This window comes from Streptomyces shenzhenensis (assembly GCF_003688995.1).
GTDB lineage: Bacteria > Actinomycetota > Actinomycetes > Streptomycetales > Streptomycetaceae > Streptomyces > Streptomyces shenzhenensis_A.
This window is the reverse complement of record NZ_PENI01000001.1, coordinates 617352-642898: the sequence shown is the minus strand read 5'-3', so window position 1 is coordinate 642898 and position 25547 is coordinate 617352. Positions and strand designations below refer to the sequence as shown.

The window sequence follows — 25547 nt, the reverse complement described above, 5'->3', positions numbered from 1 at the left end:
CGGTCTCCTTGGCACCCCTTCGGTTCCATGAGCGACTGACGGTCCCTACGCTGACCCTGTCAAGAACATTGCGGGGCAACGTGAATCAGATGCAGGGCCTGCTCATAGCGGGCCGCTACCGGCTCGTCGACTCCATCGGCAGCGGGGGCATGGGCCGGGTGTGGCGCGCGCACGACGAGGTGCTGCACCGGTCGGTCGCCATCAAGGAGTTGACCGCCGCGCTCTACGTGTCCGACAGCGACCAGGCCGTCCTGCTCGCCCGCACCCGGGCCGAGGCCCGTGCGGCGGCCCGCATCAACCACTCCGCCGTCGTCACCGTGCACGACGTACTGGAACACGACGGCCGCCCGTGGATCGTGATGGAGCTGGTCGAGGGCAGCTCGCTGGCCGACACGGTCAAGGAGCGGGACCGGGTCGAGCCGCAGGAGGCCGCACGCATCGGGCTGTGGGTGCTGCGGGCGCTGCGCGCCGCGCACGCCGCCGGCGTCCTGCACCGCGACGTCAAGCCGGGCAACGTGCTGCTCGGGCGGGACAACCGGGTCCTGCTCACCGACTTCGGCATCGCCCAGATCGAGGGCGACTCCACCATCACCCGCACCGGAGAGGTCGTCGGCTCGGTCGACTATCTCGCCCCGGAACGGGTGCGCGGCCACGACCCGGGCCCCGCCTCCGACCTGTGGGCGCTGGGCGCCACGCTGTACACGGCGGTGGAGGGCCGGTCGCCGTTCCGCCGCACCTCACCGCTGAGCACCATGCAGGCGGTCGTCGAGGACGAGGCCGCCGAACCCCGGTACGCGGGTCCGCTCGGCCCCGTCATCACCGCCCTGCTGCGCAAGGACCCGGAGGACCGGCCGGACGCCGCGGCGGCGGAGCAGATGCTCGCCGAGGCGGCGGAGGGACGGCGGCCCGGCGCGGCGCAGGCGTTCGTGCCGACGCGGAACGTGGCGTCCCACCCGCCGGAGCACATCGAGTACGGCTCCGCCACCGGGGCCCCGTACGGGACGGACCCGGCGACCCCGCCGCTCACGGGGCCCACGGTGCCGACGCCGGCCGTGCCGCCCGCCCGTCCCCCGCGCCGCCGGCTGCGTACCCTCGCGCTCGTGGTCGTCGTGGCCGCGCTCGCGGGCGGCGCCGCCGCGGTGGCACTGCAGCAGTGGGGCACCGGGCGGCACAACGACGGCGCGACCGTGACCACCCCCGACCCCACGGACTCGGCCACCGCCACTCCCACCGCCACCCCCAGCGTCACGCCCACGGAGGACGCGACCCTCCCCGCCGACTGGCAGACCGTCAACGACCCGCTGGGCTTCACCCTGTCCCTGCCGAAGGACTGGAAACGGCAGGTGTACGGCATGGAGGGCGACCTCAAGCAGGTCGACTACACGCCCGACGGCGGCCTGCACTTCGTCCGTGTCTCCATCGACGGCTCACCGGACTTCGCCGACCCGTTCCAGCACCAGCAGGACCTGGAACAGCAGTTGCAGCGGCTGGTCGACTACGAGCGCGTGACGATGAAGGAGAACACCTACCGCGACCGCCAGGGCGCGCTGTGGGAGTACACCTGGACCGCGCTGAAGAAGGACCCGCCGTACGTCCCAGGGCCGCGCCACGCCATCGAGGAGACGTACATCGGCCGTAACGGCGCCGAGTACGCGATCTACATGTCGTCGCCCGCAGCGGACTGGGCGACGACGAGCAGGCAGTTCACCTGGGTGCTGCAGAGCTGGCAGCCGCCGGAGGGCTGACACGCTTGGCCGGTCGGCGCCCCGGAAGGGAAGGGTCCGGTGCGGCATGATGGGCCCCATGGGGACCGAGGGGGACGCCTTCCGTGTGATCGCGGGCCGTTACCGCCTGGAGGCCCGGCTCGGGCGCGGCGGGATGGGCGTCGTGTGGCGGGCGGCCGACCAGTTGCTGGGGCGCCGGGTGGCGGTCAAGGAACTCACCCAGGACGGCTCCCTCCCGGACGACGACGCCCGGCAGCAGCGCGACCGCACCCTGCGGGAGGCCCGTGCGGTGGCCCAGCTGCACCATCCGCACATCATCGTCGTGCACGACGTCGTGGAGCACGACGAACGCTCCTGCATCGTCATGGAGCTGATCGACGGCCGCTCGCTCGCCGACCGGATCGCGGAGCGCGGACCGGTCGGCGCCGCCGAGGCAGCCCGCATCGGCATCGCCCTGCTCGGCGCGCTGCGCACCGCGCACGAGGCCGGTGTCCTGCACCGGGACATCAAACCCGCCAACGTCCTGATCGAGTCCGGTACCGACCGGGTCGTCCTCACCGACTTCGGCATCGCGCAGGTCGAGGGCGCCACCACGCTCACCGAGACCGGCTCCTTCGTCGGCTCGCCCGAATACACCGCGCCCGAGCGGATGTCCGGGACCCGGACCGGGCCCGAGTCCGATCTGTGGTCGCTCGGTGCGCTGCTGTGCGCGGCGCTCAGCGGTGAGTCGCCGTTCCGGCGCGACTCGCTCGGCGGCATCCTGCACGCCGTCGTCGCCGCCGAGATCCGGCCGCCCGTCCAGGCCGAGCCGCTGCTGCCGGTCGTCCGGGGCCTGCTGGAACGGGATCCGGACCGGCGGCTGGGGGCGGCCGAGGCGGAGCGGATGCTGCGCGCGTTCCTGGACACCGGCCGTACGCCGCAGCCGGCCGGCGTGTCACGGCCGGCCGCACCGTACACGCCGACCCAGCGGGACGTGCCGCGGCCGGTGCCGGCCGCCCGGCGGTCGTCACGGCCGTCCCGGCGGGCCGTGCTGGTGACGGTGCTGCTGGTCGCGGCGACGGCCGGGGCGGGCATCTCGGCTGCGGCGCTGCTGATCAACCGCGACGGGGACGGCGGCGGCGCACCGACGAGCCCGGCACCGGGCACGTCGGCGAGTCGGGCGCCCGGCACGTCGACGAGTCCCGCGCCGGGCGGGCCGGCGAGCACGGTCCCGTCGCCCACCGCGTCCACCGCCCCCGCCTCCGGCACCCGCCCGGCACCCTCGGGCTATCGCACCGCCCGGGACCCGGCGGGCTTCTCTCTCGCCGTGCCCGCGGGCTTCACCCGCGAGCCGCAGGGCGAGCGCGTCTTCTATCTGTCGCCGGGGGAGACCTTCCGGCTCGGCATCAAGGTCACCGCACCCGGACCTGGCGGCCCGCTCGGGGTGATGCGCCGGGCGGCGGCCGAGGGCCCGCGCACCAACCCCGGGTACCGCGACGGCCGGGTCACCGAGGCCACGCACCGCGGACGACCCGCCGCGCTCTGGGAGTTCAGCTGGAGCGGCTTCAGCGCGGTGGAGGGACCCCGGCACACCTACGACCTGTGCTGGGAGGAGGACGGGCGGCTGTACGACGTATGGGTGTCGGCGCCGGTGGGGATGGCCCGGGAGGCCCGGGAACACTTCGACGTGGCACTCGGCACGTTCCTGCGGCACTGACGACGCGCCCCGCCTCCTGCGCTCCGCTCGCCGTACTTCGCGCACCCCCGGGACGGGTACGTGGATCCGGCCGGGTCACGGGTCTGTGACCGGTTCGCACCGAGTGTGGCTGTGTCGGCGCATGGCGCGATATGGATGGACGCATGAGCAGCAACGGGGGAGCCCACCACCGCACCGGCGAGCCGACGAGTTTTGGTCTGCGACCGCCCAACCCACCCGCGCACGTGCCGCATCCGGACAATCCGTACGCGATGCCGACCCAAACGGTGCCGACACCGCCCGAGTCCCCGCGGCCCGCGCCGGACCCGGGCGCCGGGCGTCTGATCGGCGGGCGTTACCGGCTGCTGTCCCGGCTCGGCGACGGCGGCATGGGCACGGTGTGGCGGGCCAAGGACGAGACGGTGGACCGCGAGGTCGCGGTGAAGGAGCCGCGGATTCCCGACCACTTTCCCGAGCACGAACGCGCGAACGCCTTCGAGCGGATGCGGCGCGAGGCGCGCGCGGCGGCCCGTCTCGACCACCCGGCGGTGGTGAACGTCCATGACGTGGCGGTCGTCGACGGCCGGCCGTGGATCGTGATGGAGTTGGTGCAGGGGCGTTCGCTGGGCAGCGCCCTCCAGGAGGGCACCCTGGACACGCGCGAGGCGGCCCGGGTCGGCCTCCAGGTGCTCGGCGCGCTGGAGGCCGCGCACGCGGCCGGCGTTCTGCACCGTGACGTCAAGCCCGACAACGTCCTGCTCGGCCGGCACGACCGGGTCGTCCTCACCGACTTCGGCATCGCGCAGATCGAGGGCGAGACGAATCTGACCGACACGGGCGGCTTCGTCGGATCGCCCGAGTACATCGCGCCGGAACGGGTGCTGGGCAGACGGCCAGGACCCGCCTCGGACCTGTGGTCACTCGGCGTGGTCCTGTACGCGGCCACGGAGGGCGTCTCGCCCTTCCGCCGCAGCAACACGGCCGCCACGCTCCAGTCGGTCCTCAACGCGACCCCCGCCCCGCCCGCCGCCGCGCACGGCCCGCTCGCCGAGGCCGTCAACGGGTTGCTGCAGAAAGACCCCGCGCACCGCCCGGACGCGGCCCGGGTCCGCGCCCTGCTGGAGGCGGCCGCCCGCCCTCCGGCTCCGGTGCCCGCCGGGCCGTCGTCACCCGCCGTCCCGGCCGGCCGCGGCTTCCGGCCGGGCCGCGGGACCTGGTGGGGGCTGGGCGCGGCCGTGGCCGCCGCGGCGGTGGCGGGGTACCTGCTGCTCGCCGACCCGTTCGCGGGTTCCCTGCCGGGGGACTGGGAGACGAAGGCGGACAAGGGACTGGGCGCGACGCTGGCGGTTCCGGCGGCGTACGAGGCCGCCCACCCGGACAAGAGCGACACGGACCAGGACTGGGTCACGTACTCCGATCCGAGCGGCGCCATCTGGATCGGCCTGAACCTGTCCAGGAAGTCCGACGACTCCCTGCGCCGGATCAAGGACTCCGCGGCCTCCCAGATGTACGCCGAGAACGAGAAGTTCAAGGACAACGGCGACTACGGCCTCGCCATGCCCGAGGGTCCGAGGACGTCTCCCGATGACAACGCCGAGTTTCACGGCAGGCCTGCGGCCCAGAACACGGTGACGTACACCACCACCGACAGCCGGCGTCCCAGCCCCCGCGAAGTGCGGGTCTTCTACTACCGGACACAGGCCGGGGACATGTACCGGCTCACCGTCAGCTATCCGGGCAAGGGCGATTTCACCGCCCGGGGCCGGGAGGTGGCCAGGACGGCCATCGAGCATCTGAGCGTCGACAAGCCCTGAACCGAGGGGTGTTGAGGGCCGGCCGCATCGGGACACGGCGAGTACCCGCGTCGACAAGGACGTTCCCGACGCGGTACTGATGGTGCATGAGTGGAGACGGTGCACCCGCGGCCGACGGGCGTCTGATAGGCGGCCGGTACCGGCTGGCAGCGCGCATCGGCGCCGATGCCACGGCCGACGGCGTCGCCACCGGCCGGGTGTGGCGGGCCGTCGACGAGGCGACCGGCCGTGAAGTCGCCGTCAAACAACCGCTGTTGCCGCCGTCGCAGCCGCTGGATCCGCGGGTCGCCAACCGGCTGCACCACGAGGCCCGGGCTGCCGCGCGCGTGGACCACCCGTCCGCCGTCGCCATCCTGGACGTGCTGCTCGACGACGGACTCCCCTGGGTCGTCATGGAGTTGGTCCACGGCGAGTCGCTCCGCACGGCGCTGCGCCGGGGCCCCGTCCCGCCCGCCGAAGCCGCTCGTATCGCGCTCGCCGTCCTCGGCGCGCTGCGCGCCGCGCACGCCGTCGGCATCGTGCACCGTGACGTCAAGCCGGCCAACGTCCTGATCGAGTCGGGCACGGGACGCGTCGTCGTCACCGACTTCGGCACCGGCCACGGCGGCCCCGCGGATCCCCCCGGCCCGTCCGCCGGTCCGGCCGACCCGCTCGGCCCGCGCGACTTCCTCGCCCCCGAGCAGCTCTCGCGGCCGGGCGCCGGACCCGCCTCCGACCTGTGGTCCCTGGGCGTGCTGCTGTACGTCGCCGTAGAAGGCCGCTCACCCTTCCGCCATGCGCCCGGAGCCGGGTCCGGCCCCACCGGGCCCACGGCCCCCGCCTACGATCGCGCCGGTCCGCTCGGTCCCCTGCTCACCGGGCTGCTGGCCCGCGAACCGGCGGACCGGCCGGAGCCCGACGAGGTGGCCGCCGCGCTGCGTGCCCTCGCCGAAGGGGTGCGCGAGGGGGAGGGCGAGGGGTACGGGGTGGGGGTGACACGGTCGCGCGTGTCGTCCGCCCCGCTTCTCCGTCCGGCCCCGCACCTGGGCACAACGCCCTGATCAGCACATTCACCGCCAGTGTTCACTGGCGTCGTGTGAGTACCCGGTGAATGCCTGTTACCGACGGGTACCCAAAGGTTCCGCTCCGGAATACCCTGCGGCTCATGACCGACTCGCAGGCCCAGGAACAGGTTCCGGCACCCACCACGGACGTGCCCGGCACCGGCACCAACCCCCTCGCCCCCGCTCCCGAGGGCGCGCGGACCGCCGCCGACGTGGTCACGCCGGAACTGGTCGCCCAGCTCACCAAGGGCGTCATCGGCTCCGGCCGCACCGCCAACCACACGCCGTTCACCGGTGAGAAGCTCGCCGACCTGCCGCAGTCCACGCCCGCGGACGTACTCGAGGCGTTCCGGGCCGCCCGCGCCGCCCAGGCCGTATGGGAGCGGACCCCGGTGCGGCAGCGGGCCGCCGTGCTGCTGCGCTTCCACGACCTGGTGCTGGAACGGCAGGCCGAGGTGCTCGACCTGATCCAGCTGGAGACCGGCAAGGCGCGGCTGCACGCCCACGAGGAGGTCCAGTCCGTCGCCGTCACCGCCCGCCACTACGGCCGCAAGGCGCCCGCCTGTCTCAGGCCCCAGCGGCACACGGGCGCGATGCCCACCCTCACCAAGGTCACCGAACTGCGCCACCCGCGCGGGGTCGTGGGCCAGATCGCCCCCTGGAACTATCCCCTGGAGCTGTCGGTCGGCGACGCGCTGCCCGCCTTCGTCGCCGGCAACGCGGTCGTGATGAAGCCGGACACCGAGACCTGCCTCACCGCCCTGTGGGCGCGCGACCTGCTCATCGAGGCCGGGCTGCCCGCCGGCGTCTTCCAGGTGGTCCTCGGCGACGGCCCGGTCGTCGGCCCCGAGGTCGTCGGGCACGCCGACTACGTCTCCTTCACCGGCTCCACCCGCACCGGGCGCGAGGTGGCACAGAGCGCCGCCGCCCGGCTGGTCGGCGTCTCCCTCGAACTCGGCGGCAAGAACGCCATGCTGGTGCTCGCCGACGCCGACATCGAGAAGGCCGCGGCCGGTGCCGTCCGCGCCTGCTTCTCCTCCGCCGGCCAACTCTGCGTCTCCATCGAGCGGTTGTACGTCCACGAGTCGATCGCCGACGCCTTCCTCGCACGGTTCGCCGCCCGCACCAAGGCGATGCGGCTCGGCAGGTCCCTCGCCTACGGCGCCGACATGGGGTCGCTCGTCGGGGAACGCCAGCTGGAGACCGTACGACGGCATGTGACGGAGGCCGTCGCCAAGGGCGCGAAGGTGATCGCCGGCGGCGTGGCCCGCCCGGACATCGGCCCGTACTTCTTCGAACCCACCATCCTCGACGGCGTCGAGGCGTCCATGGCCGTCTGCGCCGAGGAGACCTTCGGGCCGGTCGTGTCGGTCTACCGCTTCACGACCGAGGACGAGGCGGTCGAGCGCGCCAACTCCTCGCCCTACGGCCTGAACTCGTCGGTGTGGACGAAGGACGGCCGGCGCGGCCGGGCCGTCGCCGCGCGCCTGCGCACGGGCACGGTCAACGTCAACGAGGGCTATGTGTCCGCGTACGGCAGCGTCCAGTCCCCGATGGGCGGCATGAAGGACTCCGGCCTCGGCCGGCGGCACGGCTCCGAGGGCATCCTCAAGTACACCGAGGCCCAGACGGTGGCCCAGCAGCGGCTGCTCCCGCTGGCTCCCTCGCTGGGGATGGACGACGAGCGGTACGCCCGGTTCATGAGCAGGAGCCTGCGGCTCATGAAGGCATTCCGGTTCCGTTAGCCGACCGGCCGCGGACGGCCCGCACGCACCACTCGATGAGGAGAACTCGTGCCCCAGGACAGCTACGACTACGACGTCATCGTCGTCGGTTCCGGCTTCGGCGGTGCCGTGACCGCCCTGCGCCTGACCGAGAAGGGGTACCGCGTCGGCGTCCTCGAAGCCGGCCGCCGCTTCACCCGCGACACGCTCCCCAAGAACTCCTGGGACCTCAAGAACTACCTCTGGGCGCCCACGTTCGGCATGTACGGCATCCAGCGCATCCACCTGCTCGGCAACGTCATGGTCCTCGCCGGCGCGGGCGTGGGCGGCGGCTCGCTGAACTACGCCAACACCCTCTACGTGCCGCCGCAGAGCTTCTTCGACGACCCGCAGTGGAAGGGCATCACCGACTGGCAGGAGGAGCTGAAGCCGTACTACGACCAGGCGCGGCGCATGCTCGGCGTACGGCTCAACCCGACCATGACCCCCTCCGACGTGCACCTCAAGGCCGCGGCGCAGCGGATGGGCGTCGGCGACACCTTCCATCCGGCCCCGGTCGGGGTGTTCTTCGGCGACGGCGAGGACGCGGACGGGACGGCGAAGGCCCGCCCCGGGGAGCAGGTGGCGGACCCCTACTTCGGCGGCACGGGACCGGCCCGCAGGGCCTGCACCGAGTGCGGCGAGTGCATGACGGGCTGCCGGCACGGGGCGAAGAACACCCTCAACGAGAACTACCTCCACCTCGCCGAGCGGGCCGGCGCGGTGGTGCATCCCATGACGACGGTCGTGTCCGTCACCGACGACTCGCGGGGCGGCCACGCGGTGGCCACCCTGCCGACCGACGGCCGCAGGAAGGGCGCGGGCCGGACGTTCACGGCCCATCGGGTGGTGCTGGCCGCCGGCACCTACGGCACCCAGACCCTGCTGCACCGCATGCGGGCGAACGGGCAACTGCCGTATCTCTCCGACCGGTTGGGCGAGCTGACCCGCACCAACTCGGAGGCGCTGGTGGGCGCGCAGACCGACGACCGCCGCTATCGCAAGGCGCACGGCACCGCGAAGGCCGACTTCACCCAGGGCGTGGCGATCACGTCCTCGATCCACCCGGACGCCGCCACCCACATCGAGCCGGTCCGCTACGGCAAGGGCTCGAACGCGATGGGCGGCCTGTCGATCCTCCAGATCCCCTACGCCGAGGGCTCCTCGCGCGTCCTGGCCTGGCTGGCCAATGCCGCCCGGCACCCGTGGCTGCTGGTCCGGTCCCTGTCCAACCGGCGCTGGTCGGAGCGGACCATCATCGGCCTGGTGATGCAGTCCCTGGACAACTCCCTGACGACGTACCTGAAACCGGACGGGCTCGGCAAGGGGCTGCTCACCGCCCGGCAGGGGCACGGCGCGCCCAACCCCCAGCAGATCAGGGCGGCTTCGGAGGCGGCGTCCGCGCTCGCCCAGGAGATCAACGGCTTCCCCGGCAGCAATGTGGGCGAGTTGATGGGCACTCCGCTCACCGCCCACTTCCTCGGCGGCTGCCCGATCGGCGACTCGCGCGAGACGGGTGTGATCGACCCGTACCACCGGCTGTACGGACACCCCGGCATCTCGGTGGTGGACGGTGCGGCGGTGTCGGCGAACCTGGGCGTCAACCCCTCGCTCACCATCACCGCGCAGGCCGAGCGGGCGATGTCGTACTGGCCCAACAAGGGCGAGGCGGATCCGCGTCCGGCGCAGGGGGCGGCCTACGAGCGGCTGACGCCGGTGGAGCCGCGCACCCCCGTGGTCCCCGCGGATGCCTTCGGCGCCCTGCGCCTGCCGTTCCTGGGGATGCCGGCGGTGCCGCCCGAGCCGTAGGCGGGAGCGGGCCGGAAAAGACGAAAGAGAAGGACCTGCGCCCCCCTCCGAGCGCAGCTCCCTCTCTTCCGTGGTCTCTTTCCGTGTCGGCCTTACGCGTTCTTACGCGTTCGCGTCGGCCTTGCGCCGGCGCACCGCGAACACCGCACCCGCACCGGCGACGACGGCGATGCCGGCGACGAGCCCGATCACGGGCAGCGCGGAGTCGGCGCCGGTGTCGGCGAGGTTGCCGGTCGGCACGGAGGAAAGGTCGCCCTGCGGCTTCTTCACCGAGCTCTTGCCGCCCTTGTCGCTCGGGGTGGCGGAACCCGGGTCGGGGTTCGGGGAACCGGCCTTCAGAACCTCGAAGTCGTACATCGCCCAGCCCTCGGCGACGCAGGACTTGCCGTCGACGTTGTCGAAGTAGGCGCCGGAGCCGAAGGAGTAGGCGTCGCCCGCGGGGGCCTTGGCGTCGATGCTGACGCGCAGGTCGATCGACCTGCTGGCGCCGGCCTTCAGCTGCTCCGCGCGGAAGAAGACGTCACCGGCCCACTCCTTGTCGCCGATCCGGTCCCAGGAGCCGTCCGTGGGGTTCTTGAACTGCAGGTCGACGTACGGGCTCAGGTACTTCGCCTCGTCGTCGAACTCGTAGTTCTCGATCTCGGCGTAGAAGTAGACGTCCTCGACATCGGTCTTGGAGTCGTTCGTGACGACCAGCTTGAACTGGTGGAAGCCGTCCCCCGCGACGATCTTGCCCGGCAGGCCCTTGATGTCCGCGGACACCTTGGCGTCGCCGTAGTGGTCGTCGAGGTCCTCGCAGTACGGCGCCTCGGGGTCCGACGGGGTCTCGGTCGGCCCGGCCGGCCCGGAGGGCTCGGGCGAGGCCGTCGGGCTCGCGCTGTCGCTCGGGGCGGGCGTGTCGCTCGGCGACGTGCTCTCGCTCGGCTGGGCGGTGTCGGTCGGCAGCGCCGTGTCGGACGGCGAGGTGGATTCGCTCGGTGCCTCGTCGGTCGGCCCGGTCGTCACGCTCTCGGTGGGGGCCGGCGATGTCGACGGCGACTCGTCCGCGAACGCGGCGGGCGCGGACAGCAGGGCCAGCGGCGCTATGACAGCCGTCGCGGCCGCTGCCGCCATGGCACGGCGAAGATTCATGAAGACCTCGTGGAGTCCGGGTGCCGCGGCGGGCAGCACCTTGTGGCCGGCGGGCTCCGCGTGTGGGGCGCGGGGTGTGTCCCTGGGTCGTGCTGGTGTCGCTGGGTTTTGGTGAACCCTTTGATCTCGTTGATGTCAGCAGGTTTGATCAGCGAGCCCACCGAATGGTTGCACCGGCTCTCACAGAATTCTTATGTGGCCTACCTCACACCATTCTTCCCGGCTGCCCCCCGAAGGGGGCGCGGGGAACTGCGCGATCAGCCACGACGGCGTCGCAGACGGACGACGGGTGATGTGGGCTCGGCGGGGATCTGCGCGATCCGCCAAGGCGGCGCCGCAGACGGACGACGGCGCGTGACCGCCTGCGCCGTGCGGTTGCGCCCCGCAGGGGGCGCGGGGAACTGCGCGACCGGCCACGACGGCGTCGCAGGCGGACGACGGGTGATGTGGGCTCGGCGGGGATCCGCGCAATGCGGTTGTCCGGCCGGGGACCTAGGGGACGCTCCTCGCATCGAGCCGGACGGACACGGCCACCGCAACCGTCCGGTCCACCCCTGCGCATCGTGGAGTTTCCCGCCGGTCGGCCCCGGGCGTCCCCGGAGCCGACCGGTTCTCTTGGGTGACCGGGCCGCTGTCCTCTGCAGTCCGGTCACTTCCCTGGAGCGAGGTCCCACGACGCACGGCACGATCCGTACGCCTCATCGCCCCAGCGAGCCACGCGTGGTCCTTCGGGCCCGCCCCTGGCTGGCACGGACACCGGGACCAACGAAGCGGTGCGCGGAGCGGTCACGCTCCGTACGAGTGAGAGGGGGACCGAACTCAGATGCGACCCCGGCACAGTTCGAGGAGCGTCATGGCGAGCGCGGTACCGGGCTTGCCCAGCTCCTGCCGGTAGCGGCCGAGGATCTCCATCTCCCGGGAGAGGTTCACGCGCCGCCCGCCGGAGGCGATCCGCGCCTCCTGGATCACGGCGGACACGGCCATGCGTTCCTGGACGAGCCCGATGATCCGGTCGTCGAGCGCGTCGATGCGCTCGCGGGCGTCGGTGATGGTGTCGGCGGCAGCGGCGGTACGGGCGCCGGTCTTCTCGGTGGCGGCGGTCATGTCGGGGCTCCTTGTCGGTGTGCCCCGGCCCGGCAGGCTCCGGAAACGCCAGGCGCACCGGACCTTGTCGGCCCGGGGCGCCTGGGAAGTCGCTTGTCAGTTGCTCAAGCAGCACGACCATGGCAGCCGGTGGGCCGGATGCCATAGGTAAAGACGAACGTCGAGTGCGCGAGCATGCGTCCAGTATGCCACGGCCGGCGGGCTCGGCCCCGGGCCGCCCGGGCCCCCAGGCAGGGGGCCCGTACGCGGCGAGGTGTCCCACGGCCACCCCGTTAGAATCGGAGACCACAGACCCCCGCCCGACCCGCCGGAAGGCACCCCGTGTCATCAGCGACTCCCGCTGCCGCCATCACCGACACCGTTCTGGTCGTCGATTTCGGCGCGCAGTACGCCCAGCTCATCGCCCGTCGTGTCCGCGAGGCGCGGGTCTACAGCGAGATCGTGCCCAGCAGCATGCCGGTCGCCGAGATGCTCGCCAAGAACCCCGCGGCGATCATCCTCTCCGGCGGCCCCTCGTCGGTGTACGAGGAGGGCGCCCCGACCGTGGACCGCGCACTGTTCGAGGCGGGCGTCCCCGTGTTCGGCATGTGCTACGGCTTCCAGCTGATGGCCCAGGCCCTTGGCGGCACGGTGGACAACACCGGTGCCCGTGAGTACGGCCGCACCGACCTGCACGTCTCCAGGCCGTCCTCCACCCTGTTCGAGGGCACCCCCGCCGAGCAGGCCGTATGGATGTCGCACGGCGACGCCTGCTCCGCCGCCCCGGCCGGCTTCTCGGTCACGGCCGCCACGGACGTCGTCCCGGTCGCCGCCTTCGAGAACGACGAGAAGCGGCTGTACGGCGTCCAGCACCACCCCGAGGTGATGCACTCCACGTACGGCCAGCAGGTGCTGGAGCACTTCCTGTACCGCGGCGCGGGCCTCACCCCGTCCTGGACCACCGGCAATGTGATCGAGGAGCAGATCGCCGCGATCCGCGAGCAGGTCGGCGACAAGCGCGCGATCTGCGGCCTGTCCGGCGGCGTGGACTCCGCGGTGGCCGCCGCGCTCGTGCAGCGGGCCATCGGCTCCCAGCTGACCTGCGTCTATGTCGACCACGGCCTGATGCGCAAGGGCGAGACCGAGCAGGTCGAGAAGGACTTCGTGGCCGTCACCGGCGTCCAGCTGAAGGTCGTCTACGCCGAGGAACGCTTCCTCACCGCTCTCCAGGGGGTCTCGGACCCCGAGGAGAAGCGGAAGATCATCGGCCGTGAGTTCATCCGGGTCTTCGAGCAGGCCCAGGCGGAGATCATCGCCGACGCGGGCCCGGCCGTGGAGTTCCTGGTGCAGGGCACCCTCTACCCGGACGTGGTCGAGTCCGGCGGCGGCACCGGCACCGCCAACATCAAGTCCCACCACAACGTTGGCGGCCTCCCCGAGGACCTGGAGTTCCGGCTCATCGAGCCGCTGCGCAAGCTGTTCAAGGACGAGGTCCGGATGGTCGGCCAGGAGCTGGGGCTGCCCGCGGAGATCGTCCAGCGCCAGCCCTTCCCGGGCCCGGGCCTCGGCATCCGTATCGTCGGCGAGGTCACCAAGGAGCGTCTCGACCTGCTCCGCGAGGCCGACGCCATCGCCCGCGAGGAGCTGACCGCGGCCGGCCTCGACCGGGACATCTGGCAGTGCCCGGTGGTGCTGCTTGCGGACGTCCGCAGCGTCGGCGTCCAGGGCGACGGCCGTACCTACGGCCACCCGATCGTGCTCCGGCCGGTCTCCTCCGAGGACGCCATGACCGCCGACTGGTCGCGGCTGCCGTACGACGTCCTCGCGAGGATCTCGACCCGCATCACCAACGAGGTCCGCGACGTCAACCGCGTCGTCCTCGACGTGACCTCGAAGCCGCCGGGCACCATCGAGTGGGAGTGAGCCCCGGGGCAGCGCCCGAGGGGGCGCGGGGAACAGCGCGACCGGCCACGACGGCGCCGCAGCTGACCGACGGCGCGGCACGCCCGTCCGGCGGAGCGTTCAGCGCCTGAGCGTGCGCAGGGGCCGACCGGGCTGCCAGATCTCGGTGACCAGATACGTGTCGTCCTCGATGTAGGTCCGGACGACCTCGGTCAGCTCGGCGCGGAAGAGGTGGAACGGCTGCGGCGGCTCCACCTCTTTCACGTACGCCCCCTTCAGTTCCGGCTCCTCCACCTCGACGGCGCGTCCGCCGACCCGGAGGTCGCCGTCGCCCGGGTCCGTGCCGGAGCCGGGGTTCGACTGGAGCGCGAAGCGCGGGTCGCGCCGCAGGTCGAGGACCTTGAGCGAGTGCGGCATCATGCCGAGCCACAGCTCGCCGTCGAGGAAGCGGACCTCAAGGCCGCTGGTGCGCGGGGAGCCGTCCTTGCGCAGGGTGGCGAGGACGTGATGGCGGAACGCGCCGAAGCGCCGCTCGGCGATCTTCGCGAGTTCGGGTGCGGTGGTGGTGAGGGCTGCCCAGTTCATGGGCCCACTCTCACGGCGATACCCGACATCTCCTGTCGGGTTTCGCTTGCGGACGTCATCATTGCGCAACATCTCTGTTCTCCTGCGCTGACCGAGGGTAACTTCCGCCCCGTGATGCAACCCAGTGCTGGAGGACCTGTGCACGGGCCGACCCCCACCCCGCCGTCGCCGCTGCCCACCGATCAGTTGCAGTTCGCGATGCCGCCGATGCACGACTCGCTCGACGCCGAACGACGGCACCGAAAGGAACGGCTCGCCGGCGCGCTGCGGATCTTCGGGCGGTCCGGGTTCGAGGACGGGGTGTCGGGGCACATCACCGCGCGCGACCCGGAGTTCTCCGACTGCTTCTGGGTCAACCCGTTCGGGATGCCGTTCAAGCACGTCACCGTCAGCGATCTCGTCCTGGCCAACCAGGACGGGCAGGTCATCGAGGGCCGCTACCACGTCAACCAGGCCGCGTTCACCGTGCACGTCCAGGTGCACGCCGCCCGCCCCGACGTCGTCGCGGTCGCCCACTGCCACTCCGTGCACGGCCGTGCCCTGGCCGCGCTCGGCGACCTGCTCGACCCGATCACCCAGGAGAGCTGCGCCTTCTACGAGGACCACGCCCTCTACGACGCCTACACGGGCGTCGCCGTGGACGCCGAGGAGGGCCGCCGGATCGCGTCCGCGCTCGGCAGCCGCAAGGCGCTCGTGCTGCGCAACCACGGGCTGCTCACGGTCGGCGACTCGGTGGACGCGGCGGCCTGGTGGTTCCTGTCGATGGAGCGGTCCTGCCAGGTGCAGCTGACGGCGAAGGCGGCCGGCCGGCCGGTCCTGATCGACCACCGACTGGCGACGGCGACCCGTGAGCAGCTCGGCGGCGACCTGGTGGCCTGGATCAACTACCAACCGCTGTGGCAGGACATCAGCCGCAGTGAGCCGGATCTGCTCAGTTAGCCCGCGGCATCGACCCGAAGCGTCAGGACGACAGGACCTAGAACCCGCGCAGCACCGCCGCCTTCGTCCGGGTGAACTCCTCGTCCGTGAGCACGCCGTCCCGGTGCAGTTCGCCCAACTCGCGCAGCCGGCGCAGCAGTACGTCGTGGTGGTCGGCCGGCGGGGGCACCGCGGAAACCGGCCGCGGCCGCTCGGTGTACTCGATGCCGGCCCGGGCGGAGGGATGCGGCAGCCGGGCGGTCACCGCGGCCGCCACCAGCGCGGTGAGCAGATCGCGGCGGGCGCTGCCCCACAGATCGAGGGTGTACGGGTCGCGCTCCGGCGGCAGCTTGGTGAACACCGTCTCGCGGGTCACGAAGCGCAGGAAGCCGTCCTCGTAGCCGGAGTTGGGCAGCCACTCCACCTGGAGCAGGTCGCCGATGCCGATCATCCGCGGCCCGGTGGCCCGCTTGATCCGGTCGGCGGTGTCGGCCCAGTCGATGCGCACCTGGCCGCCGTCGAAGGAGACCGTCCCGTCGGAGCAGCGCACCGAGACCGGCACCGGCGGCCCGGGTAACAGATAGGTCCCGGCGGGCTCCTGGGGGATCTGGTCGAGCAGCAGTGCGTGCCGGATCTCGTCGGCCAGGTACTCGGCGATCCCGGAGCGGTCCGTGTCCACGGCCAGCCGGTACGGGTCGGCCGTGTCCGGCAGCCGGCCGCCGGTGGCCTGTACCAGCGGATCGGCACCCTCGCGCAGCCGTAACCGCAGCAGCCCGCGCCGGCGTTCGGGCTCGTAGACCACCCCCGACACGGCCTCCAGGGGCACGGCGATCTCCCCGTACGTCTGCCGGAAGAGCGGCACGGAGCGGTGCCGCCCCGGCGTGATCCGGACCGTGCTGCCGTCGAAGGTCCAGGCCCCGTCACGCTGGATGATCTCGGCCATACGGAAATTCTCGCAGCCGGGTCAACACGGCGGGCCGTACCTCACCCGCGGTGACCGCACCTGCTGTCGGCTGCCCGCCCCGCGTAGGGCACAATTCGCAGTCAGCACAAGGGAGTTGCGCGGTCATGGCCGAGTCCGCAAGGGGGTCGCCGGCCGTGCCGCGGGTCGTGGGGAAGGCGGGCATCGGGCGTGGCGGTGCAGGAGGCGGGGCAGAGCGCGGGTACGGCCGCCCACGGGGGCGGCTGCACCTGCGGGGACTGTCCGCACGGGGCGCGCGAGGGGCACCGCCGGGCGGTCGCCGAATTCCTCCTCCGGCGCGACGAGTTCGCGGCCGGGCGGGGCCTGCCGGTGGCGGTGGCGCACTCGGCCTCCGCCTCCCGCCAGTGGATCTCCGAGGCGTTGACGCAGTCGGCCGAGGCCGTCGCCGAGCGCGGCCGGGCCGAGGGTGCGGCCTGGCTGGCCCGGCTGTGGCAGCGCACGCTGTACGTCCTGTGGGCGGCCGTCGTCCTGCTGCTCCTCGTGCAGGCGCTGACGGCGATCGGCACGGGCTGGACCAGCGCGCGCACCGCCGGGCTGCTCGGCGCGCTGGTGGTGGCCTGCGCGCTGACCGCCGCCTCCTGGTTCCACCGGGCCCGGGGCGGGGCGCTGGCCCCCGTCATCGGCGAGGACAACCGGCTGTCCACCTCCCGTACCGTCGCGGCGGCCTGGGTGCTGTTCGTGGCGTACGCGGTCCTGGTCCTGGCGGGCCGGCTTGCCGCCGCCTCCGACCCCGCCGAGCGCGACGCGCTGATCTCCGGTCTCGAACTGGCCCGCGGGGCGGGTGTGGTGACCGTCCTCGCCGTGGTCTGCGGGATCGCGGTGCTCGTCCGGCGGGTGGTCGGCCTGCGCATCCTCGGCCAGCGGCTGCAGAAGGTACCGGCGCACCGGCCGCGTGCGGCCGATCTGCTGACCGACGACGCGGGCCGGGGCACGTTCGCCGACATCCAGTACGTCGTGATCGGCGCGGTGGCCCTGGCGTTCGCCGCGGTACGGCTCGCCCGCCGCCCCGACCAACTGCCCGACCTGCCCTGGGGGCTGGCCGTGCTGGTCCTGGTGTCCGCCGCCACCTATGTGGCCGGCAAGTACGCGGAGGGCGGGCGGCCGGTGATCCTGTCCGTGGTCCGCGCCCGCGAGGCCGGCGACCTGGACGGGCCGATCCGTACGGGCGACGACATCGAGATCCGCGGTGCCGGCTTCGTCCCGCCCGGCGCCCAGACCGCCGACCGGCTCTCCCGCATGGTGGTGCGCATCGGCGCGGTCAATGTGCACGTGCCGCTGGTTCCCGTCGCCGGCGGATTCAGCAATCCGGCGGACGGGGTGCTGCGGGTGCCGGTGCCGGCGGAGGTGGAGCCGGGGGCGGTGGAGGTGCAGGTGGTCACCGCGGCGGGGGTGGCGACCAACCGCTGCGTGGTCGAGGTGACGGAGTGACCGGAGTCGGCGGAGCGACTGGCGTACATTCCGGTCATCCGAATTCGGAAAATCGTCCGGGAGAGGATTGAGCAGGTCCCGTTTGTCGTACGTATGGTCTGGAGGGGGATCGGTACGCGGGTGAGAGGCGGCGTTCTGCGATGACTCATGGCGTTCGTTCGGATGTGCGTATGTCCTACCTCGACAGCCGCCGTGACTGGCGGGAGACCGCAACTCAGTACGCCCTGCTGCCCCTGCGCCTGTTCCTCGGCATCACCTTTGTCTACGCCGGTCTGGACAAGCTGACGGACAGTGCCTTCATGAAGTCCGGCGGTTCCGGCTCCATCGGCGACACGATGCGCGCGGTGCGGGACTCCGCGGCGATCCCGTCCCTGGTCGATATGGCTCTGAAGAACCCCGTGGGTTTCGGCTACGCCATCGCCTTCGGTGAACTCGTCGTCGGGATCGGGGTCCTGGTCGGGCTGCTCACCCGGCTGGCCGCGCTCGGCGGAGCGGTGATCTCGCTCAGTCTCTGGTTGACCGTCAGCTGGGCTGCGACCCCCTACTACTACGGCAACGATCTCGTCTATCTGATGGCCTGGCTGCCTCTTGTGCTGGCTGGGGCGCCGTATCTCTCGGTGGATGCGGTGCTGGGGCGGCGTCGACGGTAGCGCTCCGCTGGGGGGCGGGTTCTGGTCGTGGTGTTGTGCGGCGGCGTCGTGGCTTGTCGCGCAGTTCCCCGCGCCCCTTTGGTGTGGTTGCGGTTTGTGGTTGTGTGCGGGGGCGTCGTGGCTGATCGCGCAGTTCCCCGCGCCCCTACGGGGGTGGTTCCTGTTTGTGGGCCTGTGCGGCGGTGTTGTGGCTGGTTGCGCAGTTCCTTGCGCCCCTTTTGGGGGTGGTTGCGGTTTGTGGTTGTGTGCGGGGGCGTTGTGGCTGATCGCGCCGTTCCCCGCGCCCCTATGGGGGCGGCCCCTTTCCTTCGGGGTGCCGCGTTGGTTTAGGTTTGGGGGTTTTTGGGGGGTCTGGTGCGGTGGGTTCGGGTTAGTACGGCTGTGGCTGCTGCCAGGGACAGGCCGCCTATGACCAGGGGGATCACGGCGAACCAGGGGGTTTCCCACAGGCCGCCCGCGTCGCCGGCGTAGGCCACGGCCGTGGCGGTGAGGAAGATGCCCGCCACCAGTCGGCCCGGCTGGAACTCATGACGCAGCACGGCTCACCTCCGCCTGTCCCATGCCGACCTGGAGGCCGACGTCGATGGTGCCGCCCTTGCCTGTCGTCGCCGGCGGCAGTGTCACCGTCCTGTGCTTGCCGGGTGCCACGTCCACGTCCTTCTTGTTGTCGCCGGGCAGCTGGATGTCGCCCACCCCCACCTCGATCCTGAGCCGTACGGTCGCGTCGGGCGGCACGACGAGCCGCAGCCGGCCCACACCCACCCGCGCCCGGGTCGCCAGGGTCTGGCCGTCGGCGAGCCGGACCCCGGTCAGATCCAGGGTGCCGACGCCGGTCCCGAGGTCGTACTTGGGCCGTACCTCCGCCACCGCGGCGGGCCGCCACGACGCCTGCTGCCAGTGGGCGGTGATGTCCTTGGGCAGCTGCGTCGAACCGGCGAGCAGCGCCGCCGTGACGAGCGCCAGGAACACCGAACCGGCCCCCGTGCGCCCCAGGAAGGCGCTCACCGCGACACCGAGCCCGAAGACGGCGAGCGCGCAGGACAGCCCGATCTGGAGGCTGACACCCAGCGGCTGCCGGTCCCACGACAGACCGGTGCCCAGGCCGCCGGCCAGCAGCGCGAGCAGGAAGACCCAGCCGCCGATCCAGCGCGGGCCGCGCGGCCGGTGCGGCGCCGTACGCGAACCGCGCGCGTCGAACCGGGGCATGCCGGGGCCGAAGCGGCGGGCCCCGGCCGGGTCGCGCTCGACGGCGGATTCGGGGCCCCACAGATAGCCGGTGCCGCCCACGTGCGTGCCGTCCTTGACGATGGGGTCGCGCCACCAGGACGGATACGCGGTGGGCGCGGGCGGCGCCTGGGGCTCCGGCGGGGCGTCGGCGACCGCCTGGGCGGCCAGCGGATCCGGGTCGAGGGTGCCGCGCCGCTGCGACCAGTAGCCGGCGCCTGCCAGCAGCAGGGAGAGGACGACGCCGAACGTGAGCACGTCGCCGTTCCCCAGCATCGTCAGGAACACACCGCAGCCGACCAGCGCGAACAGCACGGCGGCCAGGGCCTGCCCGTCGACCCGGCCGGTCAGCAGCTTGCGGACCTCGTTCTCCTCCTCGTCCTCGTACGGCACGAAGAGCCAGGCGAACCCGTAGAAGATGAGCCCGATGCCCCCGCTCGCGGCCAGCACCGCCAGGGTGATCCGGAAGATCACGGGATCCATGTCGGTGTGCCGGCCGAGCCCGGAGCAGACCCCCGCCATCACCTTGTGCCGCCGGTCGCGCCGGAACGCGCGCAGGGGCTGCACGGGGTCCCCGACGAGGGGCCCGGCGCCCTCGCCCGTCGTGCGGTCCGCGCCGGGTCCCGGCCCCGGCGCGGCGTGGTCGTGATCCGTCATGTGTCCATGGTGACGGCCCGGCCGCCGCGGCGGCAGTCGGATCGACCCTGGCCGAACCCTGATATCGGCCCTGAGCCGAGCCCGGGGTACGGCGGTCCGGTGGCCGGATCCATGAAGATCAGGGGAGTCTCGGGGACGGACCCTGATGCCCCGCCCCGGTGGCCGTGTGACCATCGATGGCATGCCGGAAGCCGCAACAGCAGCGCCCCCCGTCGAACCGCGGCCGCCGCGCAAGCTCTACCGCAGCAGCGACGGCCGCTGGCTCGGTGGCGTCGCGCGGGGGCTCGCCGGGCACCTCGGGCTGCCCGTGGTCTGGGTGCGGCTCGTCTTCGTCGGCCTGCTCATGGCCGACGGCCTCGGCGCGCTGCTGTACGCCGCGTTCTGGTTCTTCGTCCCGCTCGGCGTCGGCGGCGTCGGGGACCAGAAGCCGCCGTCCCTGGTCGGCACCGAGACCGCGCCGGACGGCCGCCGCAGGCTCGTGGCCCGCAGACCGGACAAGGGCCAGATCGTCGCCCTGCTCCTCATGGTCGGCGTGGCCATGGTCTTCGTGAGCAACGTCAACCTCGGCGGCGGGGCCAAGGCGTATCTGGTGCCGGCCGTCCTCGTCGGCGCGGGCGTCGCCCTCGTCTGGCGCCAGGCGGACAACGCCCGCCGGGCCCGGTGGGTCGAGGTCGGCAGCCGCCGCCGCACGCTCAGGCTGCTGCGCGGGGGCGCGGGTGTGCTGCTCGTCACCGCCGGTGTCTCCGGGATCTTCGTCCTTCAGGGCTCCGCCGCCCACCTCGGTTCGGTCCTGCAAGCAGCGCTCGCCGTCCTCGTCGGTATCACGCTGCTGGCCGGTCCCTATCTGGTCCGCATGACCCAGGACCTGTCCGAGGAACGCCTGATGCGCATCCGCGCCCAGGAGCGCGCCGAGGTCGCCGCGCACGTCCACGACTCGGTGCTGCACACCCTCACCCTGATCCAGCGCAACGCGGAGAACGCCGGCGAGGTGCGCCGTCTGGCCCGCGCCCAGGAGCGCGACCTGCGCACCTGGCTGTACAAGCCGGAGGGCACCGGCAAGGACGAGGAGGACGAACCGGCCACCCTCGCCGACGCGGTCCGGCGCAACGCCGCCGAGGTGGAGGACAAGCACGGCGTGCCCATCGAGGTCGTCGTGGTCGGCGACTGCCCGCTCGACGAGAAGACGGCGGCCCAGATGCAGGCCGCGCGCGAGGCGATGGTCAACGCGGCCAAGTACGGTGGCGACGGCGGCGCCGTTCAGGTCTACGCCGAAGTGGAGGGCAGGACGGTCTTCGTGTCCGTCCGTGACCGCGGTCCGGGCTTCGACCTCGACTCGATACCCGCCGACCGCATGGGCGTCAGAGAATCGATCATCGGCCGCATGGAACGCAACGGCGGCACGGCGCGGCTGCGCGCGGTGCCGGACGGCGGCACGGAGGTCGAGCTGGAGATGGAGAGGGCGGAGAAGACGTCATGAGCGATCCGACCGAGGCGAACGGTACGGCGGGGGCGGCGGAGCCGGCCGGGCAGGAGGGCCCCGCGGGCGAGCGCCGCGTCCGCGTGGTCCTCGTCGACGACCACCGCATGTTCCGCACCGGCGTCCAGGCCGAGATCGGCCGGACCGAGCAGACCGGCGTCGAGGTCGTCGGCGAGGCGGCGGACGTGGACCAGGCGGTCACGGTGATCACCGCGACCCGGCCCGAGGTGGTGCTGCTCGACGTCCATCTGCCGGGCGGCGGCGGGGTCGAAGTGCTGCGCCGCTGTGCCGCGTTGATGGCCGACACCGAGCGGCCCGTGCGGTTCCTCGCGCTGTCCGTCTCGGACGCGGCGGAGGACGTGATCGGGGTGATCCGCGGCGGCGCCCGCGGCTATGTCACCAAGACGATCACCGGCACGGACCTCGTCGACTCCGTCTTCCGCGTCCAGGAGGGCGACGCCGTCTTCTCCCCGCGGCTGGCCGGCTTCGTCCTCGACGCCTTCGCCTCCACCGACGCCCCGCCGGTCGACGAGGACCTCGACCGGCTCACCCAGCGCGAGCGGGAGGTGCTGCGTCTCATCGCCCGGGGCTACGCGTACAAGGAGATCGCCAAGCAGCTCTTCATCTCGGTGAAGACGGTCGAGTCCCATGTCTCGGCGGTGCTGCGCAAGCTCCAGCTGTCCAACCGCCATGAACTGACCCGCTGGGCGACGGCACGCCGGCTGGTGTGAGCCGGGGCGGGGCCGGACGCCGGGGCCCTCACGCCACCCGGGTCGCCCCCGCGAACGGCATCTGGTCGATCGGGGCCAGCCGTACCGGCGCGGACGAGTTCGGGGCGTGGATCATCTGCCCGCTGCCCACGTAGATGCCGACGTGGCTGATGCCGGAGTAGAAGAACACCAGGTCGCCGGGGAGGAGTTGGGAGCGGGAGACGCGCTGCCCCGCGCCGATCTGGGCGTAGGTCGTGCGGGGCAGGGAGACGCCTGCCGAGCGGTAGGCGGCCTGGATGAGGCCCGAGCAGTCGAAGGCGTGCGGGCCCGTCGCGCCCCACACATAGGGGCTGCCCAGCTTCTGGTAGGCGTACGCCACGGCGGCCGCCGCGCGGGAGCCGGGCGCCGCGGCCGGATCCGCGCCCGGCAGGGCGGTGCGTCCGTCCCCCAGGTCGGCGCGCGAGGCATGGCCGCTCGCGCCGCCGTCGGCCGTGACCCGGGCCCGCTCCGCCGGCGGCAGGTGGTCCAGGAGCTGCCGGGCCGCGCCCAGCTTCTCCGTGATCGTCTCCTTGTTCCGCTTCAGCTCGGCCTGCCGGGACCGCAGCGACGCCAGTTCGACGCGGGCGGCACCGCGCAGCTGCTCGATCTCCCGCAGCTGCTTGCGCACGCGCGCCACTGCCACCGACTGGCGGTCACCGGCCCGTTCGGCGAACGCGGTCCCCGCCAGGAACTGGTCCGGGTCGTCGGAGAGCGCCAGTTGGAGGGCGGGGGTGAGGCCGCCGCTGCGGTACTGCGCCGCCGCGATCGAACCGAGCGAGTCCCGCGCCGAGTCGAGCCGGTCCTCCCGGCGGGCCGCCTCGTCCTGGAGCGATGCCAGTCGGCGCTGGGCCGTGTCCGCCTTCTCCTTCGCCCCGTTGTACTTCTCGGTGGCGACCTCTGCCTCCTCGTACAGCTTGTCGACCTTGGCCTTGACCTCGGACGGTGCCAGTTGCGGCTCGGCGTGCCCGGTCCCGTCGAAGGCCGTCGCGGTCGCCGCGCCCGCCAGGGCCAGGGTGGCGGCCGTCCGGGCCGTGTTGCCGCCGAGCGGGCTGTGCCGGGGCTTGCGATGCGCTGCCACCTCGACCGTCACGTCCTTTCCTGAGTGCGGTTGCCGCGTCCGGCACGGGGAGCCGGCCGCTGGTGGAGGACGCTAGGGCCGATGGTGACGAGTCGGTAACGGGATGTACGGAACTGGCAGGCGTGGAGCGGCTGGTGACCGTATGTGACCGTGATTTCGGTGCGGAGCCGCCGACTTCACATGACGCGCTGACCGAAGCGGCGTTTCCGGAGCGTGCATGGCCCCGGGGGTGCTATGGGGCTCCGCCGGCGCGGGAAGTCGGCGGGCTGGGCGTGTTCCTCGCGGTGCGCGCATCAGCCAGGGAGCGGCTCTCCCGGGACGAACGCTCCGCTCCCGGACGCCGGGGCCCGGGGGCAAGGTGGGTGGCAGTTCGACGATGGAGGAGAACCCATGCAGATGCGAACCCTGGGCAGCACCGGCCCGGCCGTCTCCGCGCTGGGCCTGGGAGCGATGAGCATGTCGGGCGCCTACGGCGTGGCCGACCGCACGGAGAGCATCGCCACCGTGCACGCCGCGCTGGAGGCCGGCGTCACACTGATCGACACCGCCGACTTCTACGCCATGGGCCACAACGAGCTGCTGCTCGCCGAGGCGTTGCGCGGCCGGGAGCGGGACAGTTACCGGCTCAGCGTCAAGTTCGGCATGCTGCGGGGGCCGGGCACGCAGTTCGGCGGGCATGACGGCCGTCCCGAGGCGGTGAAGAACTTCCTGGCCCACTCGCTGACCCGGCTGGGCACCGACCACATCGACATCTACCGTCCCGCCCGGCTTGACCCGGCGGTCCCCATCGAGGAGACGGTGGGCGCGATCAAGGAGATGATCGACGCCGGCTATGTGCGGCACCTCGGCCTCTCCGAGGTCGACGCGGCGACGATCCGCCGGGCGCACGCCGTGCACCCGGTCGCCGACCTGCAGATCGAGTACTCGCTGATCTCCCGCGCGGTGGAGGCGGACATCCTGCCCACGCTGCGGGAGCTCGGCATCGGACTGACCGCGTACGGCGTCCTCGGTCGCGGCCTCATCTCCGGGCACTGGTCCGCCGGCCGCACCGGCGGCCCCGGCGACAGCCGTGCCTTCAGCCCGCGGTTCACGAACGGGAACGTGGAACACAACCTCGCCCTCGTGAAGGCTCTGCGCCAGGTCGCCGAGGCGAAGCGGTGCACCGTCGCCCAGCTGGCCATCGCCTGGGTGGCCGCACAGGGCGACGACATCGTGCCACTGGTCGGCGCTCGCACCCGCGAGCGGCTGGCCGAGGCGCTGCCCGCGGCGGAGCTGAACCTCACCGCGGACGACCTCGCCGCGATCGAGAAGGCGGTGCCCCCGGGCGCGGCACGCGGCGACCGCTACCCGTCCGCGTTCATGTCCGGTCTCGGCGTGGGGAACTGAACCCGGCCCTCCGGCGACCGGCTGCCACGGGTGAGCGTCCGCGGCGCCGGTCCTGACGACCGACCTGGGGGGCGGTGCGCGTCCGCTCAGGGGCCCCTGATTAGGCTCCGGGGCCATGGACGTACTCATCCATCTCTTCGTCGGCCTGCACATCGTCGGCATCGCCGCCCTCCTCGGCGGCTTCCTCACCCAGATGAAGGCGATGGGCGGGGGCACCGCCCGCTTCGTCCCCGCCATGCTGCACGGTGCGCTGACCATGCTGGTCACCGGAGCGATCCTGGTCGGCCTCGATCAGGCCGAGTACCACCATGTCAACAACATCAAGATCGGCGTGAAGCTGGCCCTGCTGATCGTGATCCTCGGGCTCGTCTACGTGAAGCGGGACGAGGAGCGGGTCGACAAGAGCCTGTTCGGCGTGGTGGGCCTGCTGACCACGGCGAACATCTTCATTGCTGTGCTGTGGACATGA

The 25547-nt window shown here is 72.5% G+C and carries 21 protein-coding genes; 14 read left to right on the top strand and 7 right to left on the bottom strand.

The window, feature by feature from the left end; all coding sequences use genetic code 11:
* Positions 1 to 89: 89 nt before the first annotated feature.
* From CTZ28_RS02755 to CTZ28_RS02730, 6 genes are all read left to right on the top strand, one after another.
* Positions 90 to 1745: a serine/threonine-protein kinase gene (locus CTZ28_RS02755; protein ID WP_121887549.1), complete on the top strand. Its 1656-nt coding sequence runs from the start codon at positions 90 to 92 to the stop codon at positions 1743 to 1745.
* A gap of 58 nt (positions 1746 to 1803) precedes the next feature.
* The gene (locus CTZ28_RS02750) at positions 1804 to 3420 is read left to right on the top strand and encodes a serine/threonine-protein kinase (protein ID WP_121887548.1); all 1617 of its coding nucleotides are present in this window, start codon (positions 1804 to 1806) and stop codon (positions 3418 to 3420) included.
* A 143-nt stretch (positions 3421 to 3563) separates the two neighbouring features.
* The gene (locus tag CTZ28_RS02745; RefSeq protein ID WP_183154222.1) at positions 3564 to 5213 is read left to right on the top strand and encodes a serine/threonine-protein kinase; all 1650 of its coding nucleotides are present in this window, start codon (positions 3564 to 3566) and stop codon (positions 5211 to 5213) included.
* 86 nt (positions 5214 to 5299) lie between these two features.
* Positions 5300 to 6253 (top strand): serine/threonine-protein kinase, encoded by a 954-nt coding sequence (locus CTZ28_RS02740; protein ID WP_121887546.1) that lies wholly within the window; start codon positions 5300 to 5302, stop codon positions 6251 to 6253.
* 104 nt (positions 6254 to 6357) lie between these two features.
* A complete protein-coding gene (locus CTZ28_RS02735; RefSeq protein WP_121887545.1) occupies positions 6358 to 8001 on the top strand; it encodes a succinic semialdehyde dehydrogenase in 1644 nt (547 codons plus the stop codon).
* A 48-nt stretch (positions 8002 to 8049) separates the two neighbouring features.
* A complete protein-coding gene (locus CTZ28_RS02730) occupies positions 8050 to 9828 on the top strand; it encodes a GMC family oxidoreductase N-terminal domain-containing protein (RefSeq protein WP_121887544.1) in 1779 nt (592 codons plus the stop codon).
* Between the two features lie 102 nt (positions 9829 to 9930).
* On the opposite strand, the gene CTZ28_RS02725 is transcribed toward CTZ28_RS02730, so the two are convergent.
* Both CTZ28_RS02725 and CTZ28_RS02715 read right to left on the bottom strand, forming a co-directional pair.
* On the bottom strand, positions 9931 to 10959 hold the full coding sequence (locus CTZ28_RS02725) for an LAETG motif-containing sortase-dependent surface protein (RefSeq protein ID WP_183154221.1): 1029 nt from the start codon (positions 10957 to 10959) through the stop codon (positions 9931 to 9933).
* Between the two features lie 819 nt (positions 10960 to 11778).
* Positions 11779 to 12099 (bottom strand): chorismate mutase, encoded by a 321-nt coding sequence (locus CTZ28_RS02715; protein ID WP_259471443.1) that lies wholly within the window; start codon positions 12097 to 12099, stop codon positions 11779 to 11781.
* 285 nt (positions 12100 to 12384) lie between these two features.
* On the opposite strand from CTZ28_RS02715, the gene guaA reads away from it, so the two are divergent.
* Positions 12385 to 13965 (top strand): glutamine-hydrolyzing GMP synthase, encoded by a 1581-nt coding sequence (gene guaA / locus CTZ28_RS02710; protein ID WP_121887540.1) that lies wholly within the window; start codon positions 12385 to 12387, stop codon positions 13963 to 13965.
* Positions 13966 to 14064: 99 nt separating this feature from the next.
* Here guaA and CTZ28_RS02705 read toward each other — a convergent pair whose 3' ends face one another.
* Positions 14065 to 14529 carry a pyridoxamine 5'-phosphate oxidase family protein gene (locus tag CTZ28_RS02705; RefSeq protein ID WP_121887539.1) on the bottom strand — a complete coding sequence of 155 codons (465 nt, stop codon included), beginning with the start codon at positions 14527 to 14529 and terminating at the stop codon, positions 14065 to 14067.
* Positions 14530 to 14667: 138 nt separating this feature from the next.
* Between CTZ28_RS02705 and CTZ28_RS02700 the strand changes: the two genes are divergently transcribed.
* On the top strand, positions 14668 to 15468 hold the full coding sequence (locus CTZ28_RS02700; protein ID WP_121887538.1) for a class II aldolase/adducin family protein: 801 nt from the start codon (positions 14668 to 14670) through the stop codon (positions 15466 to 15468).
* 37 nt (positions 15469 to 15505) lie between these two features.
* Here the strand turns inward: CTZ28_RS02700 and CTZ28_RS02695 are convergent, their stop codons facing one another.
* On the bottom strand, positions 15506 to 16390 hold the full coding sequence (locus CTZ28_RS02695) for a DUF4429 domain-containing protein (RefSeq protein ID WP_121887537.1): 885 nt from the start codon (positions 16388 to 16390) through the stop codon (positions 15506 to 15508).
* Between the two features lie 189 nt (positions 16391 to 16579).
* Here CTZ28_RS02695 and CTZ28_RS02690 point away from each other — a divergent pair, with 189 nt between their 5' ends.
* Both CTZ28_RS02690 and CTZ28_RS02685 read left to right on the top strand, forming a co-directional pair.
* Positions 16580 to 17857: a hypothetical protein gene (locus tag CTZ28_RS02690; RefSeq protein WP_121887536.1), complete on the top strand. Its 1278-nt coding sequence runs from the start codon at positions 16580 to 16582 to the stop codon at positions 17855 to 17857.
* A gap of 140 nt (positions 17858 to 17997) precedes the next feature.
* Positions 17998 to 18507 carry a DoxX family protein gene (locus CTZ28_RS02685; protein ID WP_121887535.1) on the top strand — a complete coding sequence of 170 codons (510 nt, stop codon included), beginning with the start codon at positions 17998 to 18000 and terminating at the stop codon, positions 18505 to 18507.
* A gap of 326 nt (positions 18508 to 18833) precedes the next feature.
* Here CTZ28_RS02685 and CTZ28_RS47965 read toward each other — a convergent pair whose 3' ends face one another.
* Positions 18834 to 19046: a hypothetical protein gene (locus tag CTZ28_RS47965; RefSeq protein ID WP_121887534.1), complete on the bottom strand. Its 213-nt coding sequence runs from the start codon at positions 19044 to 19046 to the stop codon at positions 18834 to 18836.
* Positions 19033 to 20388 carry a PspC domain-containing protein gene (locus tag CTZ28_RS02675; RefSeq protein ID WP_121887533.1) on the bottom strand — a complete coding sequence of 452 codons (1356 nt, stop codon included), beginning with the start codon at positions 20386 to 20388 and terminating at the stop codon, positions 19033 to 19035. The genes CTZ28_RS47965 and CTZ28_RS02675 overlap by 14 nt, the downstream gene beginning before the upstream one ends.
* Before the next feature lie 181 nt (positions 20389 to 20569).
* Here CTZ28_RS02675 and CTZ28_RS02670 point away from each other — a divergent pair, with 181 nt between their 5' ends.
* Both CTZ28_RS02670 and CTZ28_RS02665 read left to right on the top strand, forming a co-directional pair.
* Positions 20570 to 21865: an ATP-binding protein gene (locus CTZ28_RS02670; RefSeq protein ID WP_121887637.1), complete on the top strand. Its 1296-nt coding sequence runs from the start codon at positions 20570 to 20572 to the stop codon at positions 21863 to 21865.
* Positions 21862 to 22596 carry a LuxR C-terminal-related transcriptional regulator gene (locus CTZ28_RS02665; RefSeq protein ID WP_121887532.1) on the top strand — a complete coding sequence of 245 codons (735 nt, stop codon included), beginning with the start codon at positions 21862 to 21864 and terminating at the stop codon, positions 22594 to 22596. The genes CTZ28_RS02670 and CTZ28_RS02665 overlap by 4 nt, the downstream gene beginning before the upstream one ends.
* Positions 22597 to 22624: 28 nt before the next feature.
* On the opposite strand, the gene CTZ28_RS02660 is transcribed toward CTZ28_RS02665, so the two are convergent.
* Complete coding sequence (locus CTZ28_RS02660) at positions 22625 to 23692, bottom strand: C40 family peptidase (protein WP_121887636.1); 1068 nt, start codon at positions 23690 to 23692, stop codon at positions 22625 to 22627.
* 390 nt (positions 23693 to 24082) lie between these two features.
* Here CTZ28_RS02660 and CTZ28_RS02655 point away from each other — a divergent pair, with 390 nt between their 5' ends.
* The gene (locus CTZ28_RS02655; protein WP_121887531.1) at positions 24083 to 25078 is read left to right on the top strand and encodes an aldo/keto reductase; all 996 of its coding nucleotides are present in this window, start codon (positions 24083 to 24085) and stop codon (positions 25076 to 25078) included.
* Between the two features lie 115 nt (positions 25079 to 25193).
* A complete protein-coding gene (locus tag CTZ28_RS02650) occupies positions 25194 to 25547 on the top strand; it encodes a hypothetical protein (RefSeq protein WP_121887530.1) in 354 nt (117 codons plus the stop codon).

Coding starts and splice junctions, on each gene's coding strand:
- CTZ28_RS02725 (WP_183154221.1), bottom strand. CDS start 10,959: ATGAATCTTCGCCGTGCCATGGCGGCAGCGGCCGCGACGGCTGTCATA.
- CTZ28_RS02705 (WP_121887539.1), bottom strand. CDS start 14,529: ATGAACTGGGCAGCCCTCACCACCACCGCACCCGAACTCGCGAAGATC.
- CTZ28_RS02735 (WP_121887545.1), top strand. CDS start 6,358: ATGACCGACTCGCAGGCCCAGGAACAGGTTCCGGCACCCACCACGGAC.
- CTZ28_RS02675 (WP_121887533.1), bottom strand. CDS start 20,388: ATGACGGATCACGACCACGCCGCGCCGGGGCCGGGACCCGGCGCGGAC.
- CTZ28_RS02745 (WP_183154222.1), top strand. CDS start 3,564: ATGAGCAGCAACGGGGGAGCCCACCACCGCACCGGCGAGCCGACGAGT.
- CTZ28_RS02665 (WP_121887532.1), top strand. CDS start 21,862: ATGAGCGATCCGACCGAGGCGAACGGTACGGCGGGGGCGGCGGAGCCG.
- CTZ28_RS02655 (WP_121887531.1), top strand. CDS start 24,083: ATGCAGATGCGAACCCTGGGCAGCACCGGCCCGGCCGTCTCCGCGCTG.
- CTZ28_RS02685 (WP_121887535.1), top strand. CDS start 17,998: ATGACTCATGGCGTTCGTTCGGATGTGCGTATGTCCTACCTCGACAGC.
- CTZ28_RS02670 (WP_121887637.1), top strand. CDS start 20,570: ATGCCGGAAGCCGCAACAGCAGCGCCCCCCGTCGAACCGCGGCCGCCG.
- CTZ28_RS02650 (WP_121887530.1), top strand. CDS start 25,194: ATGGACGTACTCATCCATCTCTTCGTCGGCCTGCACATCGTCGGCATC.
- CTZ28_RS02695 (WP_121887537.1), bottom strand. CDS start 16,390: ATGGCCGAGATCATCCAGCGTGACGGGGCCTGGACCTTCGACGGCAGC.
- CTZ28_RS02755 (WP_121887549.1), top strand. CDS start 90: ATGCAGGGCCTGCTCATAGCGGGCCGCTACCGGCTCGTCGACTCCATC.
- CTZ28_RS02750 (WP_121887548.1), top strand. CDS start 1,804: ATGGGGACCGAGGGGGACGCCTTCCGTGTGATCGCGGGCCGTTACCGC.
- CTZ28_RS02740 (WP_121887546.1), top strand. CDS start 5,300: ATGAGTGGAGACGGTGCACCCGCGGCCGACGGGCGTCTGATAGGCGGC.